The 19,467-nt window shown below is 40.1% G+C and carries 1 protein-coding gene; it reads right to left on the bottom strand.

Annotated elements, in window-relative coordinates:
• Positions 1–11: 11 nt before the first annotated feature.
• Positions 12–19,460 (bottom strand): SDR family NAD(P)-dependent oxidoreductase, encoded by a 19,449-nt coding sequence (locus tag ACT5E3_RS01015; protein ID WP_444996462.1) that lies wholly within the window; start codon positions 19,458–19,460, stop codon positions 12–14.
• Between the last annotated feature and the right edge of the window lie 7 nt (positions 19,461–19,467).

The raw sequence follows: 19,467 nt of genomic DNA, 5'->3' as shown, positions 1-19,467 counted from the left end.
CATTTCTTTAATCAATCACTCAGTACCGCACTGGCAAAAGTTTCTTCAAACAACTTGTCAAAAGGATCGACGTCCGCGTTATCTGAATACCAGATTGGCTTATTCTGAAATGGATAATCAGGGATTGTTACAACACCAGACACGGTGCTTCCCGCTAAATATTTCCAATCGATTGATTTACCTAACTTCCATGCAGTAGCTAACTGCAACAGATTAGTTTTTGTGTGCACACGACTCTCAAGCACATACTCACTGTTTTGTTTTTCTATTGGCTGAATTTGATCAACATTTGCCATTTCAGCAGCTAATTGTTGCTTTAATTCATCAATGCTATTAACGACTAATGCAATTCGATATGTCATCTCATTACGACTGACTTGCGAACTATAAGCAAGCTGTGTCAGTGATGGTAATTCAGTCGTTTCAGTATTAACAAACCGGAACCATTTTTGAATATAAGCTTTTAAAGCTGCTTTTGATTTGGCAGAAATAACCAATAACTCATAATCTTCACCCTCTTTCATTGGTTCTACTTTTTCGTGAGGATTGCTGGCATGTTCTATATGCTCTTGTAAAATGACATGTGCATTTACGCCACCAATACCAATCGAATGTAAACCAGCACGCCTTGGTAGATTTTCTCCCTGTGCACTCGGCCAATCAGTTAGTGATTGTGGAAAATAGAAAGGTGAACCTTTCAACAAAATTGACGGATGAGTTTGTTGCAAGTTTGCTGTTGGCGCAATTTTTTTATGCTTAATAGCACACAGCACTTTAATTAATGAAGCGATTCCCGATGCGCCTTCAAGGTGACCGGTATTGCCTTTAACTGTGCTCAAAGCAACTTGATGATTCTGATAAGCGCTTGGCTCCATTGACTCTTTAAAAAACTGTTTAAACGCTGCTACCTCAGCCGCATCACTAAAGTTATTAGCCGTACCGTGTGCTTCAATATAGTTCACAGTTTCAGGCGCAATGCCAGCAAATTCATAAGCATCTCGAATGGCCTGATACTGCCCTTCAACATTAGGTGCTATCATCGAAAGGGAACCATGACCACTATGCGAAGTTCCAACACCAATAATTTCTGCATGCACTTTATCATGATCAATACTCGCTCGATGAAGCGATTTAAGCATTAAGCACCCAACCCCTTCTCCACGAATATAACCATCTGCTCTAGCGTCAAATGGAAACATATTGCCAGAACGGCTCAAAATTCCACCCTTATCACGACCTTCAAATTCCAAAGGATCGAGTAGTAACTTAGCGCCACCAACAATGGCTACTTCACATTCCCCGATAGCAATCGCCTGACTAGCACGTTTCAACGCCACAAAACTACTTGCACAGGCATTATCAATAACCTCACTTGGCCCTCTGAAATCACAATGGTAAGAAATTTGATTAGCGATCATGCCAACACTAATCCCTGCCCCCATGCCAAAGCTATTATCATGTGCTCTTAAAGCATTACGATAATCCAGTGCATCAATCGCTAAAAACAGACCGACTCGTTTTTTAGTCAGTTGCTTCATTGAGTAGCCCGATTGCTCAACACAACGCCAGATGCTTTGCATCAGTAAACGTTGCTGTGGATCCATCTGCACCGCTTCTTCATCACTGATACCCCAAAACTCAGGATCAAACCCAGCAATATCTTCAATGAGTGCCGAATACTCCATACTAGGATAAGCATCGTTACCATTAACGTTTAAATCAACACCGCGTTTTTGCCATTGCTGGCGGCTGACTGGTTTCATCAGTACTGATTGATTACTCAAATTTTTCCAATAGGCATCAATATTTTCTGCTTCAGGAAAAATACCATCAAAACCGATAATCCCAATATTCGCATTGGAAACCTTAGGCATGCTAGCCGACAAAGCCGCTTCACACTGTGCACTAGAAATGGCTTTCAACTCACTCGTTTTTTGCTTACTCGCTTGTTGAACCTCAGCTTTAACTTCATCATTCTCTTGACTAATTTCTACGACTTCATCAACATCATTTAACGAGTCCTCTTCGTAAAGATAATTAATTAACTTTTCAGTCGTATCAAGCTCAAGGAAAACGGCTCCGGTATAATCTAAACCTAATTGTTCATTAATTTGGCTGGCAATTTTAGTTGCACTAATTGAATCCATTCCGTAATCAACAAACTCAGCCTCAAGATCAATTTCATCAGTTGTCATACCAAGAGCATCACCAACAGCCATTAATACCGCTGAGCGAACTTTTTCTTGCTGCTCAGCACTCATACTTTTACCGCTAGATTGCCTAGTTGTTGTTTTAGCTGTCTTATCTGTTTTTCCAGCTAATAACGGTGCAACTTTTTCTTTAAAGCCTTGCATCACACCAAACTGACTATATTCAGACGCTAACGCAATATTGAATGCATTAAGTCCTGACTGAGGCTCTAAAGGCACAATCCCAAAGTTTTCTAGCATGTATTTTTCATAAGCCGCTTCGACAGTCATACCACCGTCTTTCCATAACGGCCAATTAATCGATAAGCTTTTGCCTGGACGATGGTTTTGCCGATGTACCGCAAATGCATCAAGAAAAGCATTGGCTGTTGCATAATCAAGCTGACCCACATTGCCTAAAGCAGCCATTGAGGAAAATAGTACAAAGAAATCAAGTGCTAATTCCTTAGTAGCAATATCAAGATTAATCGCCGCTTGAACTTTAGCTGAAAGCACTTTTCGTACTTCCTCTTCCTTCTTTTTACTAACAAAATTATCAGCAATAACACCAGCACTATGAATAATGCCATGTAAACCACCGTACTCTTGAACAATATGGGCAACCATTTTGGTTACATCAGATTGTGTTCCCGTATCACAGCTGTAATACTCCACTTTCAAGCCTTTTGCTCTTAATGAATCAAGCTGAGCTTTTTGTTGGGAACCAAGCATTGAACGCCCCGTCAAAATAAATTGTGCTTGAGTGTCTTTACCAAGATGTTCGGTAAACATTCGACCAAGTCCACCTAAACCGCCAGTAATCCAATACACACCATTTTGACGAATAGGTGACTGTACTGACTCTTTTGGATTAACTAATTCACGACTCAGCACTTGTCTTGGTTTGTCTTTTAAATAAGCAATCTCGCTAAAATGATCATCATTGCTGAGTTCATTTTTTAGATTATTTTCAATACGCATTAATGCTCGGCTCGTTAAAGCTTCATCGAGTACTAACTTGGTAGAAATATAAGGAAACTCTAACGCAATCGTACGCAGAGTTCCCTGCAAACTCAGATAAGAGTAATCCTGATCACTGTGAGGAACATAAACCACTAATAACTGTTTTTTAGCTTCTTTTAGGTTGGGCGACTGACAATAATTCAACAATTGTATCGTGTGTTGATAAACTTGCTCAGCAACATCGTTATTTGTCGACATACCGATCACTTCATCGGCCAACCCTAAACTTTCTATTTCTTTAACTAAATCACTAGCCACAAAGACAGTGGTTTTGCGATCAAGCAATGTTTCAGAATCAGCTAACGCCTGAGGTTGCCAGTGCGAACTGTAATAAAGCATTTCTGCTTGTTCACTTGCATCTACTTCAGTTTTATTTGCAACCAAAGTCTGCTCAGAGTTTGAGCCTTGTTGTGATGAATCTGCTGAAGTTATTTGCGGCGCAGTAATTGTAACCCCACTTTCCGGCATTGTTAGCCAATGGCTATCTTTAGCAAATGGATAACCGGGTAATTTTATGCGGCTCGGACGATAGTTGGGAGTATTTAACTGTTGTACTAATGCCCAATCAAATACGACACCGTTGATCCAGTTTTGTGCCACTTTGGCAATTTCACCTTGCGCTATCCATTTCCCTATAACGGCTTCTGGCGCTTCTTGGGTATCCAATGAACGGGCCTTTTTTCCCTTCTTAATTTTGGCCGTAAAGTAAGCATCACCTATTTCATTATTTGATGGCTCACCATTGACAAATGCACGCAGCTTATCAATCAGCTCAACTTTACTTTTAGCAACAATCGCCAGGCGCTGTTCCATTTCAATCCGACCAACCTGTAAGGTATAAACCAAATCACTGAATGTCACTGCGTTATTTTCTTCTGATAGAAAATCAAGTAACTGCTCAGCATAAGCTTGTAAACGATCGGGCTTTTTCGCTGACAATAAAACGAGTTGCTCACTATCCGGTTCTTTCGATTTATCAAGCTGAGCTTTTGTTGGAATATACTCTTCAAGAATGACATGAGCGTTAGAACCAGTCGCACCAAATGAGCTGATAGCTCCTCGCCGCGGATAAGTGACCGATTGCCCATTTTCTTCAATAACGGGCTTTTTCCAAGGTGCTAAATCTTGTTGTACATAAAAAGGCGAATTAGCAAAATCAAGATAAGGGTTAATTGTTTTAGAATGCAGTGAAGGCACCAAAGTTTTATGCTTCAATTGCAAGGCTAACTTATGTAAACCACTCACACCTGCTGCGGACTCGGCATGACCAATATTGGATTTAACCGAACCGATTGAACAATATTGCTTGTCATCAGTGTAGTGGCCAAAGGATTTAACTAAACCTTTAACCTCTATCGGATCACCTAATGATGTACCAGTTCCATGGGCTTCAACATAACTAATAGTTCGAGGATGGATGCCTGTTTTTTCGATACAGCTTTCAATCATATCCGCTTGTGCCACCGGGCAAGGTACAGTCAATCCACTGACAGAACCAACATGATTAGTTGTACTACCTTTAATCACTGCATAAATATGATCATTATCAGCTTCAGCTTTATCTAATGGTTTAAGTAAAACAGCACCAATACCTTCAGCTGAAACATAACCATCGCCATCGGCACCAAATGCTCGACAACGACCATCACTGGAATGCATTCCCATCATGCCATAAGTCATATATTTATTAGGATGAATCGATAAGTTAACCCCACCAGCCAAAGCCACTTCTGATTCGCCGTTTCTGATGCTTTCAATTGCCTGATGAATGGCAATTAATGAAGATGAACAAACCGTATCAAGTGCCACGCTTGGACCATTAAAGTCGCAGAAAAAAGAAACTCGATTAGCTATTTGAGCATAGTTTAATGAAATCGGACTATGTTGCCCCATCAGCACCGCATCAGAAGTCAACATCGCATAGTCGTTATGCATTACGCCCACATAAACACCAACATCTCGTCTTTGATTACGTCCTCTGGGTTGAACCAGATTTTGTGGGGTATAACCGGCATCTTCCATAGCATGCCAGCAAACCTGCAAGAATAACCGCTGCTGAGGATCAAGTAGTTTTGCTTCCCAAGGTGAGACCCGGAAAAAACCAGCATCAAAACAATCAGGATCATCAATAAAACCACCAAAGCGAGACATTTCACCACCTGATGGTGTTTTCATTCCATTGAGTCTGTCTCGACTCCAACGTGATTCAGGCACTTCAACAATACTATCGGTACCAGCTTCAAGATTTTGCCAAAACTCTTCCAGATCTTTAGCGCCAGGATATTGGCCAGCCATTCCAATAATAGCAATATCACCTACCGATGCCCCTTGGTTAGGTTTGCCAACCACCTTAACAGATTGAGTTGAAGTTGGGGTACTGCCAACTTTATCCTCACTAACCTTTTCCACTACATGGTTTTGCCATTTGTCAGGATAGGTTTCTGTTAAATAAGCCGCTAACTCTTCGATATTTGTATGTTCAAATAATAAAGTAGGCGCTAAAGTGTCACCGACTTTTTGCTCTAACTCACCAACCAGTTCGAGCAATTTGGCTGAATCCAGACCTAACTCGTAATAGCCTAACTGTAAATCAACATCATCAGGCTCTACACCCGTTCGCTTGGCCATTAACTCAACCAGAAAATCTTCAGCTTCACTTACACTATTAGTGGCAGTTGAGTTAGTTGTAGCAGCGATTGATTCAACTGGAGTGATTTGCTCTGCGCTTTTTTGTTCGACTTGCTTTTCTTCTACCCATTTATCAGGATATTTATCTTCAAGATAGCCAGCAAGTTCCTCAATATTGGTGTATTCAAATAACAATGTTGGCGCTAAGGTATCACCAACTCTTTGTTCTAGTTCACCGACTAAATCAAGCAACTTGGCTGAATCTAAACCAAGCTCGTAGTAACCCAGTGTAGTATCAATATCATCGACCTCAACACCTGTACGCTGCGACATTAACGTTAACAAATAATCTAAAACGACATCCGAATCACTAGCCGCAATTAATTTTGGACTCGCTTCTGCTGTCGCTGTTTTAGCGGCAGTTAAACGTTTGTCTTGCGATTGAGCAGGCTTTTTACGATTGGGGTTAATAGCCCCTTCGTCACGCACTAACTTACAAGCATAATTCAATAACTCTGCAACTTTTTTCCCTGATTGATCGAAGAACTCCAGATTCATATAAATCAGTTCATTTTTACGTCGCAGTGATGATGTTTGAATGCGTGTTACACAATCACGTTGTAGTAATGCCGTTGCTCTAAATGACTCATAAAACAGAGGTAATATCAGGCGGTTTTCACCTTCAAACATTGACGTAAATAAACGCTGTGCACCCACACTAGAACCGTCAATCAGCGTTGGATGAAACAAATACCCATCAGCAGTAGACTCAGCATCCGGTCCAACCTGAATATCAATACAAGTAGACTCCGGTGACTCCATGATTTGTCCTTGTGCTTTGATTAAACCAGTGTGATTTAATCCTTGCAGACTACACTGATGATATAAGTCGGCCAAATCGAGGGTAAGTGTTGCATGGCGTTTAACCTCGTTTAAATCTAAGTTTTCGTCATAAGTGACAGGACCAGACAAACGCATTTGGGCAACTGCATAACGTTTTTTATCACTAACAAAAGTGTCTCCTTGTTGCTCACGACCTTCCAATGCAATCTGCCATACACCTTGCTCATTTTCGGTTACTTCAAAATCAAGTACAACGCCATAGCTTTCACTCACAGTTAAAGGCGTATAAATTGATAAGTTTCTTACTTCTAATTGCTCAAAGTCATATCCCTTACGCTTAAACAGTTGGAACAACAATTCAATATAAGCCAAACCGGGTAACAACTCCTGACCATAGGCTTTATGGTTTCTCATAATCGGGTGATTAATATCAATTAATAGCTGAGTGCCATTTTCACTTTCTCTAAAGTTCCAGACGGGTGTATCAGCAACTTTGTCATACACTGGAAAAATAGCGCGGCGGTTTAACTGAGGTAAATCAACCGAAGAACGTTTGATTGGTCTTGGCGTTGTTTCATGCCACGAGGCCAATATCACATGAGCATTAGTCCCACCATCAGCAAAACAATTAATGGCCGCTGTTTTTTGGTGTGCTTTATCAACATCACTCATTTCACGAGAAAAGTAAAAAGGAGAAGCATCAATATCGTAATGGGCCATTGGTTGTTGGCCAGATAAAAACGGTATTTGCTGCTGACGAGATAATAACAATGCAACTTTGATAAAACTCGCAATCCCTTTAGCACATAAAGGATGTCCTATGTTTGGTTCCATTGAACCAATTTCACAAGGTACTGATTTATCAGCAGAACGATAAACCGACTCAACTGATTTCAGCTCTAAAAGATCGGTCACTTCACTGCCAGAACCATTCATTTCAATATAACTCACCTGATTTGGAGTAACGGCAGCTTTATCCAACGCGTTTTGCATTACCGCTTTTTGTGAGTTGAAATTAGGACTGGCTGGTCCTGCTGTTCGTCCATCATTATTAATTGCAAGCGACTTAACTACTGCATGAATTTGATCGCCATCGGCAATAGCCTGATCAAGTTTTTTCAGCAGCACCATGCCAACACCTTCACCTAGTACGACTCCATTTGAACGGCTATCGAACAAGTGAAATTCGCCACCACTGCTAAGAATTTTGCGTTGCTCAAATAAACGGTGTCCGCCTTCATTTTGCAATACACTGATACCGCCAACCAAAGCAGAAGAAATTTCTCCACTGTGTAAATATTGCATCGCCATATTCATGTTAACCAATGCCGATGAACAAGCCGTATCAGAAACCAGGCTAGGACCATGCAAATCAAAGAACCGTGAAATATTAGCCGCTAAATAGTTTTGTCCAACAGCTAATATTGGGTTAGTTGTTTCAGCCAACTCATTCGCTTCTGGCTGGTGGTTACTACGCGCACCAATAAACACACCTGTCTGGCTACCTTTCACTTCATCCAGTGAATAGCCAGCCTGACAAAATGCTTTTAAGCTTTGTTCAAGTAAAAGCAATGCTTGCGGATCCATTGCCTTGGCATCATTGTCTCCAAGTAAGAAAAACCCCGGATCAAAATGCGTAACATTTTCCATCAAGGCTGCATAGCGACCTGAATCGAATCCCCAACGTTGAGAAGGAACTTTAGTAATAGCAGAACGCCCTTCACTCAACAGTTGCCAATACCCTTCAAGATCATTGGCCCCAGGAAATTGGCATGCCATACCAATCACAGCAATGTCATTACTCGACCAATCACCACCTGACATGAGCTTAGATGTTTCTTTTGGCTCTTCTTTTTTATGCTGAACAGGCGCTTGAATTGTTGAGTACACAGGCATTTCAACAGCAGGTTCGTTAGTACTGACTTCCGTGTTAAAGGTTTCTAACTCTTGGTTATATTCAACTTCATTTGTTTCAGCTGTAACCTCATCACTCGCCGAAGCACCTAATAGTTTTTGCAAAGCTGATTGGTGAGTTGCACATAACCAATTTGAAAAATCACCTAGCGTTGGATACTCAAAAAATATTGATGGATCTAATGGCTCTTCATCACTATCAAATAAACCATCTTGAATTCGCTTGAGTAATTGCGCCAACATGATTGAATCAACACCATAATCTGCAAATGGCACACCACTATCAAGGGTATTACTGTCTATCATCAATTCTTGAGAAAACATCTCTTTTAACCAAGATTCGGTAGCTCGATTAAATTCGTCAGGATTATTAACAGAAGCCGTTTTAGGTATCGATTTAGTTGTGACTTTAGAAGTCGCTTTGGCTGGCGTTGGTTCAATCAATGAGCTTGCCATTAACTTAGACTCTTGCATCACTTGCTCGTCAATTATTGAGGGTAAAATGACCGGACCAAATGTTCGAGACAACACACTATCCAATAGTTTCAACCCTTCAACATTGGTATGACTCAAAAAACCTGTCGCTTTATAAGCTCGACTATTCGCTTCGCCCATACCAGTCTCTTTCCAAGACGGCCATTGAATACTCTTGATTGGCAACTCTGATGCATTGGCCATTGCAAAATAGTCCATATAAGCATTAGCCATCGCATAATCAGCCTGCCCTGTACCAAGGCTTGGAACAATTGCAGAAACCGATGAGAACAAAGCAAAAAATTCTAATGGCTGTTCTCTCAAACAACGAAGCATCACATCTAATGCTTCAACCTTAGGTTGTAATACTTTGCTGATACTTTCTAACGGTTTACGAATAAACGCGGGATTCTCCCAGTCATTCAACCCAGCGCAATGCAACACACCGCGAATCGGGCCAAGATTACTTTGAATCCATTTAACTTGTTCGGCCAGTGCCTCTTCATCACTCAAAGATAGCGATAAGGTATAAACTTCCACACCTTGATCTTTTAACTTTTGCAACGCTTTAACTTTGTTAGCTATTTGACTGTTTTCATCACTGAGTAATTGTGGCCATTGAAAAGCAGGTGGAATTTGCTCTCGACCAGTCAATACGAGTTTTTTCACTCCATGAGCTGAAACAAAATGCTCAGCACACAACAAACCAATTCCTCTGGTGCCACCAGTAATCATCAATACTTCATTATCAGGAAAAGCTAATGATTTTTTCTCTTGTGGCTCCATAACTTTCTGTAAAGTTGCGGTGTAGCGTTTATCTGAACGATAACAAACATTGACTTTTTGATTATCAGACTGCCACTCACTAACAATATGTTTGACCAATAAGTCATCATCACTAATTGGATCGTCATCAATATGATAAGCCCTCAGCTTATTACCATATTCACTTTGCAACATGCGATAAAGACCAACACGCCCTGCACCAGCCAGATTAACTTTTTCATTATTAAACAGTTCAAGTCCTTGGGTAACACATAAGTACAATGACTTCTGTTCAGGCTTTGCTTGCTCGATCATTTGTTGCAGTAGCGGTAACCATTCAAGAGAAGTTGTTTGTTCATTACCACAACCAATCAGATCAATACATCCGGCATAGTTTGCCGATTGCTCTTGCATAGACTTAACAATTGACGATAACTCTGTAGATTCATCAGCGTTGGCGATATAACTATTAGTTAACTGTTCCGCCACCTTGTTTGCTAGTTCAAGGGTTTGATTATTTGCCAAAATAACAATCACTCCCTCTGGCAATCGACTCTTATCAGCTTTGTTTAGTGGTATGGCTTGCCAACCTTTGCCTAAGTAACGAGTCTGACGTTTTATAACATTAGGCTGGTTGCGATTTTCTTCACCCGGAACTAACTGGGCAATGTCGAAGTTTGGCCAGTGACGCTCTTGAGCAAACGGATAAACAGGTAAGCTGATTCGTTGAGGTAGAACAGGATAGTTGGCATACAACTTGTTCCAATCAAAATCATAACCCTTAACCCAAAGCGATAAAAGCTTAGCCGTTTTATTACGCTCAACCCATTTGCTAACCGCTTCTTCAAGTTCGTTATCATCAGCAAACAAACCTAACATTTCATCGTTACGCTCAACTTTACCTGCATATAATCCAGCAACTTCTTCATTATTTAAGTACTGTTTTAGTTTTTCACAGAGCTGCTCTAACGAATTAACCTTAAAGCCCATACGCTGTTCCATTGGTTCACGACCAACTTGTAAGGTATAAACAATGTTGATTAAATCTTTGTCGCTATATCGGTTAACACTTTGATTCGCTAATGGCGTTTTACCATCAGTTAATGCATCCAGTAATTGTTGCGCTCTGGCTTTGAGGCGTTCTTCATTTTTAGCAGACAACACAACCAAGTGCTCTGCATTAGCTTCTTGATTTACAACTGGCGCTTGTCCAACATATTCTTCAAAAACGATATGTGCATTAGCACCACCAAACCCAAATGAACTAACCCCTGCTCGACGAGGGAACTCATTACCTTGCTCATCGCAAATAGCTGGCCATGGTTCGGTTTGCCCAATAACACGGAATGGCGTGTTTTCTAACTGAATATAAGGATTGAGTTCTTCGTTGTGTAAACTCTTAGCTAAAGTTTTATGTTTAAGCTGCAATAAAACTTTAATAGCCCCCGCAGCACCTGCACCTAATTCAAGATGACCAATATTACTTTTTGCTGAGCCAATACCAACATGGGTATCTCTTACGCTCGTATCACCAGTTGCTTTATAAAGATCTTTAAACGCCATTTTCATACCGTTGACTTCAACAGGATCGCCTAGCTCAGTACCAGTCCCATGCGCCTCAATATAACCAACTGTACGAGGATCAATTTGTGCTCTACTATAAACACCACTGAGCAGATCAGCTTGTGCTTTAGGATTGGGGGCAGTCAGTGAATTAGCTCGACCACCATGATTTTCTCCAGAACCTTTAATCAGTCCATAAATATGATCACCATCACGTTCGGCATCAGATAGTTTTTTCAACATCATAATACCAACGCCTTCTCCTCTGGCATAACCATTGGCATGTTTGGAGAAAGTTTTACAGCGACCATCAACACTGAGCATACCGGCTTTGCGGAAAGACACGTGACCATCTGGTGCTAATAAAGTATTCACGCCACCAACAATCGCCGAATCACAATGACCATTTTTCATCGCTTCAACTGCACGATGAATAGCCACCAAAGATGATGAACAAGCGGTGTCTATCGTTTCACTCGGCCCCGTCAAATTGAGGTAATAACTCATACGGTTAGCACCTAGCGATGCACTTCTACCTGTTGGCATAAATGCATCAAACGGTACATTACCCAAGTTAAGTAGTTTGCCGTATTCAGAAACAGAAGAACCAAGGAAAACACCGGTATTGTTACCGGAAATTGACGAAGCGCTGTAGCCAGCATCTTCAATTGCCTGCCAGATATGCTGCATCAATAAACGCTGCATTGGATCAATTAACAAGGCTTCCCTGGGAGATATACCGAAGAATAATGGATCAAATTCTTCAACACCTTCGATAAAACCACCATACTTGATATCGGTCTTATTCACTTCTTTAGCGGGGTCGCCATAAATAGCTCGCCAGTTCCAACGATCAGCAGGGATCTCACTAATACAATCGCGACCATCAACTAGGTTTTGCCAAAACTCATCAATATTATTAGCCATCGGCAAGCGAGCACTCATACCAACAACGGCAATATCCACATTTTGTTGTGGTTGAGCGACCGTTGTTTCCTCTGACACAACCGAAGTCACAGTTGAAGTCTGTCGGCCTGACGACAAACCTGCTAGAAGATTACTACTATCACTCATTTCTTCTTGAGCAACTGACGTTGAAGCAACCTGCTGAATCGGTGCATTTTGTACTGACGATGATTGAGCAGGGCTTTTGTTAATACTAGCAGCAACCTCTTCACACTCTTCAGCCAAATACTGAGAGAAACTTCGTAAATTGGGGTACTCAAAAAATAGTGTTGGGTTCAGTGCTCTAGCTGACGGAATCGCATAAAGCTTGTTCAGATTATTGGTTAGCTCAGTCAGTGTAATTGAGTCAAAGCCGTAGGTATTAAACTCTTTATCAATATCAATTTCACTTTGGCTAATCTTTAAAATTTCAGCAACAACAGATTTCAAAGTATCCATTAAGCCTTCGGTATTGCCTTGCCCACCAGTATTCGAACCAACAACAGGTGCCGCAGTAATTTGAGGTGCTGCTTGTGGAGACCTTGTTGTCACAACTCTTTTCTGTTGCACGGCAACCACCTCCTGTTTAGCTGGCATTTTATTTTGAATATTGTTAGTTGACTTAATTGCTGCTTTCGCTGCTGACTGAGCTAGAATCCGTTGCTTCATTTTTGTAACAATCCCTTCTGTTATCATGATCTGCGACTGCGACGAATTTAAAGCACGATAAAAAGCATCAATTCCTGTCGTTGTTTTTAGCGGAACCATACCTGTGTTATCTCGCATCCATTGCTCGGTTTGTTCATCAATTGCCATACCACCTTCTTCCCAGAGTGGCCAATTGATTGAAAGCGTTAATCCTTTTTTCTCTTTGAGAGCATTACGATAATCAGCATAGGTATCAAGGAAAGCATTAGCCATCGAATAATCCGCTTGTCCAGAATTACCAATAGCGGAAGAAATAGAAGAGAACAAAACAAAGAAATCAAGATCCAGTTTATCACTGGCGGCATCAAGATTAATTAAGCCAGCGACTTTAGGTGTCATCACCTGAAGCAATTCTTGCTCATCTTTTTTAAGAATAAAGTTATCCTTAATCATACCTGCGGCATGAATAATTCCATCAAGATGGTCATATTGTTGAACAATATTTTTAACTAATTCATCTACCTGATCTTTATCTGTGACATCGACTTGACGATATTCAATAATAACACTGCTTTGTTTTTGCAACGCTCTCAAACGATATTGCTTATCTGAATTTAGTCTTGAACGACCAGTCAGAATAACAGTTGCGCTTTCTAACTGAGTTGAAATATCTTCAGCCAATAAAAAGCCTAGCGCACCGGCTCCACCAGTAATTAAATAAATACCTTTTTCTTTGTAAGGAACAGGAGGTTGTTCGTCACTTTGCTTTAACGGCTCAAAGTTAACAATCTGTCGCCTATTATTTTGGTAACGTATATGCTTATCCGACGACTGCTGATTTTCGTTAATCTGCTGAATAATATTTCCTAGATTACTACTCGCTTCAACTTCAATTAACTGACCACTGACTTTGGCATTTTCCAACATTAATGTTTTTATCATGCCTGATAAACCAGCCAATAATGGCTCAGCAGTAACCACTTGAATCAACAGTTGTGCTTGCGAACCTTCGCTTTGTGTTCTTTGATAAAATAAATCTTTAACCGTATTAAACAAAGCCTTGGCAAAATCTAAGTATCGATTTTCATCAGTAGATGATTGGAGTGTAATCACTTTTGCTGAAGTTAGCTGGTTTTCTAATCCAGCTAAAGTTTCATTTTCACAAACCACCACCACTCGATTAATATTTTGGCTATTGTTTGACGGACTATTAACTGAGTTGGCACTAATCGGTTTGTCATGCCACTTAGGGTGAACCATTAAAGTACTGATCGGTTCAATATTATCAGATTCTAAACTATCAGACTCTAAATGATTAGACTCGTGACCTTCGACAGACTCAATCGCTCTAACGGCAAGTCCTTTAAAACTGACACAAACATTTCCTTCATCGTCCAGTAAATCAATATCATATTTAGTCACTGAACCACCGACAACACTACCCGCACTATGGCGAGCAAGCGCCCACATGTCACCGTTGCATTGACTATTCACTGTTAACTCTTCAAGCGCAAATGGAATAGATAGCGGTGCATCGCCTAAATCACCCGACTCAATCAGTAACGGTGGAAAAGTATGTACAGCCGCATCTAAAGTCGTTGGATGTAAAATAAATTGTTCAGGACTAAATTCCAGCGTATCGGTAATCGTAATACGTGTTAATACTTGTGAATTACCGTGTTCATTTGTTCCAAGATAGAAGTTATCAATACCTTGAAATCCAGGCCCAAGTTCAGCACCTTTTTCTTTCATTTCTACAAAATAATCTTGCGCTTCAATACTACCTTGGGTGCACTGACTTTGTAATAAAGCGAGATCACGTTGTGGTATTTCTCGCGGTGCATTGAGTATGACAATACCTTGACTATGAACACTGATGTCATCCTCACTACCACTAAAAATACGATAACTAATTTCGCCACCTGGCTCCATCGTCAAGCTAATATGAATCGTCACTTGATGATTTTGATTATTTTCTTTAGGACCAACAATTGGCCTCATCCATACCACATTTTTTATTTGCATAAAGGTCGTATCAACACTGTCGCCACAAGCTTGCTCAACAGCTGCACGCACCATTTCAAGATGTCCAACACCCGGTAAAACTCTTCCACCTTTAATAATATGGTGAGCAAAGAAAAATTCTTCCCCTGTGAATCTGGAACTATATTGCTGAGCAGAAAATAGATTAGAAGTATTTTCATGTAGCAGTGGATGCTTAACAGCAACAGTGCCTTGTCCATTTTGAGTATGACTAGAAAACTCAGTATTATTTTTAGCTAACCAATAACTTTCTTCTGCAAAAGGATAAGTCGGCAAACTCATTTTTGCAGGACGTAAACCTAAACGTTGATACCTCTTATGCCAATCTAAATTAACACCTTTAACCCATAACCGAAGTAATTTAGATAATTGATTAGGCTCTACCCAATTTTGGATCACTTCTTGTAAGTCATTACTTTCACTAATTAAGCCAATCGTTTCACTGTTACCTTGAGATCCACCTTGATAAAGATCCTTGATAGACTTGTTACCATCAATAAAAGATTGTAACTTTTGTTTAAGCACTAATACTGAATCAACTTTTATTGCTAAACGATGCTCCATAGCATCACGTCCAACTTGTAAGGTATAAGCAATATTTTCAAGGTTGAGTGTTCGCTCATCATTTTGATTCAAGTAATTAAGTAAATCAGCGGCGTAAGCTTGTAGTCTCTCTTCGGTTTTTGCTGACAATACAATCGCTACTGAACTATTCGGTTTAATTGCATTTCTCTGGTGCTGAACCTTAGCTTGATATTCCTCAATTACAATATGTGCATTGGTTCCACTAAAACCAAAAGAACTGACCGCACTACGACGAATTTGATTTTCAGATGTATGCCAATCAACTAAACCTTGGTTGATATAAAAAGGACTGTTTTTAAAATCGATATGCTCATTCAGCTTTTTAAAGTTAGGCATCGGTGGAATCTGCTGGTGCTTAATACTGAGCAACAATTTAATGGCTCCAGCCACTCCAGCAGCAGTTAGCAAGTGGCCGATGTTACTTTTTACTGAACCCAGCGCACAATAATCTTTCTTATTGGTGAAAGCAGCAAATGATTCTTTAAGCCCTTCAACTTCAATAGGATCACCCAACTTAGTTCCTGTTCCATGTGCCTCAACCAATGAGATCGTCGCCGGATCGATATTATGTCTTTGATAAACTTCTTTTTCTAATGCCGCTTGAGACTCAGGGTTAGGCGCCGTTATTCCATTAGTTTTTCCATCTTGATTAACTCCCCAACCACTGATGACACCATGAATTTGATCGCCATCAGCTTCTGCATCTTCGAGCCGTTTTAACATTAATACACCAACACCTTCGCCGGGCACAAAACCATTGGCATTTTGATCAAAAGTGAAACAACGACCATCGGCCGATAACATACCCGATTTAGCAGTCATAATATGCATGTCAGGTCCAGCTAAAACACAAACACCTCCAGCTAGGGCAACATCGCTGGTTCCCATGGCTAGCGAATCACACGCTGAAGCCATTGCAACTAACGATGATGAACAAGCCGTATCAATCGTCACACAAGGGCCTTGCAAATTAAGCAAATATGAAATTTTTGCTGCCAGTATAGAAATCGCTTTGCCCATAAAATACTGAGAATTAAATTCTGTTCGCGGGGTTGCTTGCGCATAATCAACTTGACCAGCACCAACAAATACTCCGCATTTGCTACCTGCTAGTGATCGAGAGTTGTAGCCCGCATCTTCAATACATTGCCATGCACTTTGTAGAAAAATTCGTTGTTGTGGATCCATCCATTCAGCTTCACGAGGAGAAATATTAAAAAAGCGAGGATCAAAATGTTCAGCACTATCTAAAACCCCCATCCATTTACTATTAGACTTACCAGGAACTTCGGTATCAACATCATAATACTTATCAATGTCCCAACGATTTTGTGGTACTTCACTAATGCAGTCTCGACCATCGGCCAAGTTCTGCCAGAACGCATCTAAATTTTCTGCTTTTGGGAACTGCCCGGCCATACCAACTACTGCAATTTTAGGTAAAGCCTGTTTATCGTTTGAAGTTCTTTCTTGGACTTCGTTTTTCTTTGTGATTTTTTCTGCTGTGACTTTTTCTACTATAACTTGATCTTTTGTAGCAACTTTCTCTTTTACAACAGGTTCAAGATTCTTAGTTGCGACTTTTGGCTGCGGTATTTTATCAGCCTTAATCGTATCAATTGTTGAAACCGATTGAACTTCAAGCGGCTGATTAATGATTAAATTTTCAACCGGGTTAGATGCTAACTCAACTTGATTTTCATCGTTTGTAACTTGATTGTTTGTTTGGAACAATCCATTTTGTTTGCCTTCTTCCAACACATAATCAGCAAACTCTTGAACAGTGGGGTGACTATAAACCTTGGTTGCATTAATCGATAAGCCAAAACTTTTGTTGACACTTCTTAGCCAGTTAACTCCCATTACCGAATCAAGGCCAATGTCGATAAACTTCATATCATTATCTAAAGCCTCTTCATCGATCAATAATTCATCAGCTAAAGTTTTTCTTAAAGTTTCGATAATCTGCTGTAAGTCTGTTTCATCAGAGTTGTTATCTTCGACAGTATTTGTTACTTGACTGGACATTGTTACATCTCTTTTAGTTGGGTCATTAAAATGCTGCTGTATACGTGTAAGTACTTCATCATTATTAACGAAGCATAACTGATGCATCGCTTGCTCTTGTTCAAATATTTTTGCAGTATTTTGATTGATAGATTGGTTATATTGAGCTTTACTTTTTTGTAATTGCTGACGTGATTTTTTAGCCATATCATTAGCGATAATCATGGCTAATTTTAAAACATCTGCTTGGGCAACTACTGGTAATTCAGCGTACCGCTTTTTCAATACAATGCCTTTATATTCATCAGCACTGAATAATATTTCACGGCCAAGATCCATTCCCAACTTTTCAGGAAAAGCTAAAGTTGCTCCCGCACCAGGAGTGAATCCGTATTTCATATAAGGACTATTGTAAATATGTTTCTCACTAAAGATGATACAATCACTATACATACCCATTGACCACCCAGCACCGATACTGTGCCCCTGCATTGCGCTAATAACAGGAATTGAAGTTTCCAAAGGTAAGCGATAAATATTAGTATCTGTGAACTTGATTTTTCCAGAATGGATATCGAGTAAATTTTCCTTAGTTCCTCCACAAGCAAAATATTGCTCATAGCCAGTTAATACAACAACTTTAAAATCATCACTCCGGTTAATTTCAGCAAAGGCATTAGTAATGCCATTGACTAGTTCATTAGTGAAAGTATTTCTACTTTGAGTTTCGGCAAAAGTAACCAGCGCCACTCCATTTGCATATGCCTGCAAACTAACCACCGAAGAATTAATTTCAATGTTTTGTGCCTGCCCTAACACTAAATCATTGGATAACTGACTAAGTGCCACTTCACCATAACGCTGCCAAAAGCCATCGGTTTGTTGATGTTTATCAAAGTTAATCGGCGGTGCTTTTTGTGCTAGCATTTTTTCAGTCAAGGTAACAATATCTTGAGCTAAATGCTGTTTTAATAAAGTTAAAGCGTTCTGAGGTGCTTGAGTAATTTTTTGAGCTAATTCAAGTGCGCAGCTATCAACCTCAGACTGTTTAGTAACAAGCATTCCAAAACCAGCTTGCTGTAAGTCTAAACCAGTAACGGCTTTTTCACTCAGTAATAGTTGTCTAGCCAGATGGTGTTTAAAGCGTTTATCAAATAAAGCGAGCTCAGCGGAATTCAGCTGATCACAGTAATGATAATTGCCTTCTTCAGCACAAATCATGAAATCACACTGTGCCGCCAGCAGCCAACCCAAACCTGCACAATTACTTTTTAATACTGCGACAACAGGGATCTGACACTTCACAGGTAACATCGGAATTTTTTGCTGATAAAAATATTCTTTCTCGTTATCCGTAAATGATTCCGGCATAAATGAGAGCGACTCACACCTTAGCAGCAATACTTTTGCATCGGACTTTTCAGCAATAGAAGCAAAACCTTGTTGTAAACAATGAATGAGCGACTCACTCCAAACAAGCTCTTTATTATTTTCAGCCTTAAAATCTAACGCATAAACACCTTGTCCATAATCAACTAAAGAAACTTGTGCCACCTGTTTTTCTACCTTTTGCATTGGCTTGCTTATTTGCGCAGAGTCTGCCAATGGCATTAGAGTAATTACCGGCTTTTCCAACACTTGAGAAACTTTAACTTCATTAGCAATCTCACTTGTTGAAAGTAAACTGATATTGCAAGGTTTTTCTTGTGTGCTCTGAGCGTTAGTAGGTATAGAAGCTTGCTGTTTTTTTAAGCTTTCAAGCAAGCTTTTAACTTGAGCAACCGATAATTTATTTTCATTATAGGCAGAAATTATTTCAGTAAGATTTGTCATATTTTCG

It is taken from the genome of Aliikangiella litoralis (assembly GCF_052495765.1).
Note: the sequence above shows the minus strand (reverse complement) of the source record. Positions and strands in the feature narration are given on the sequence as shown.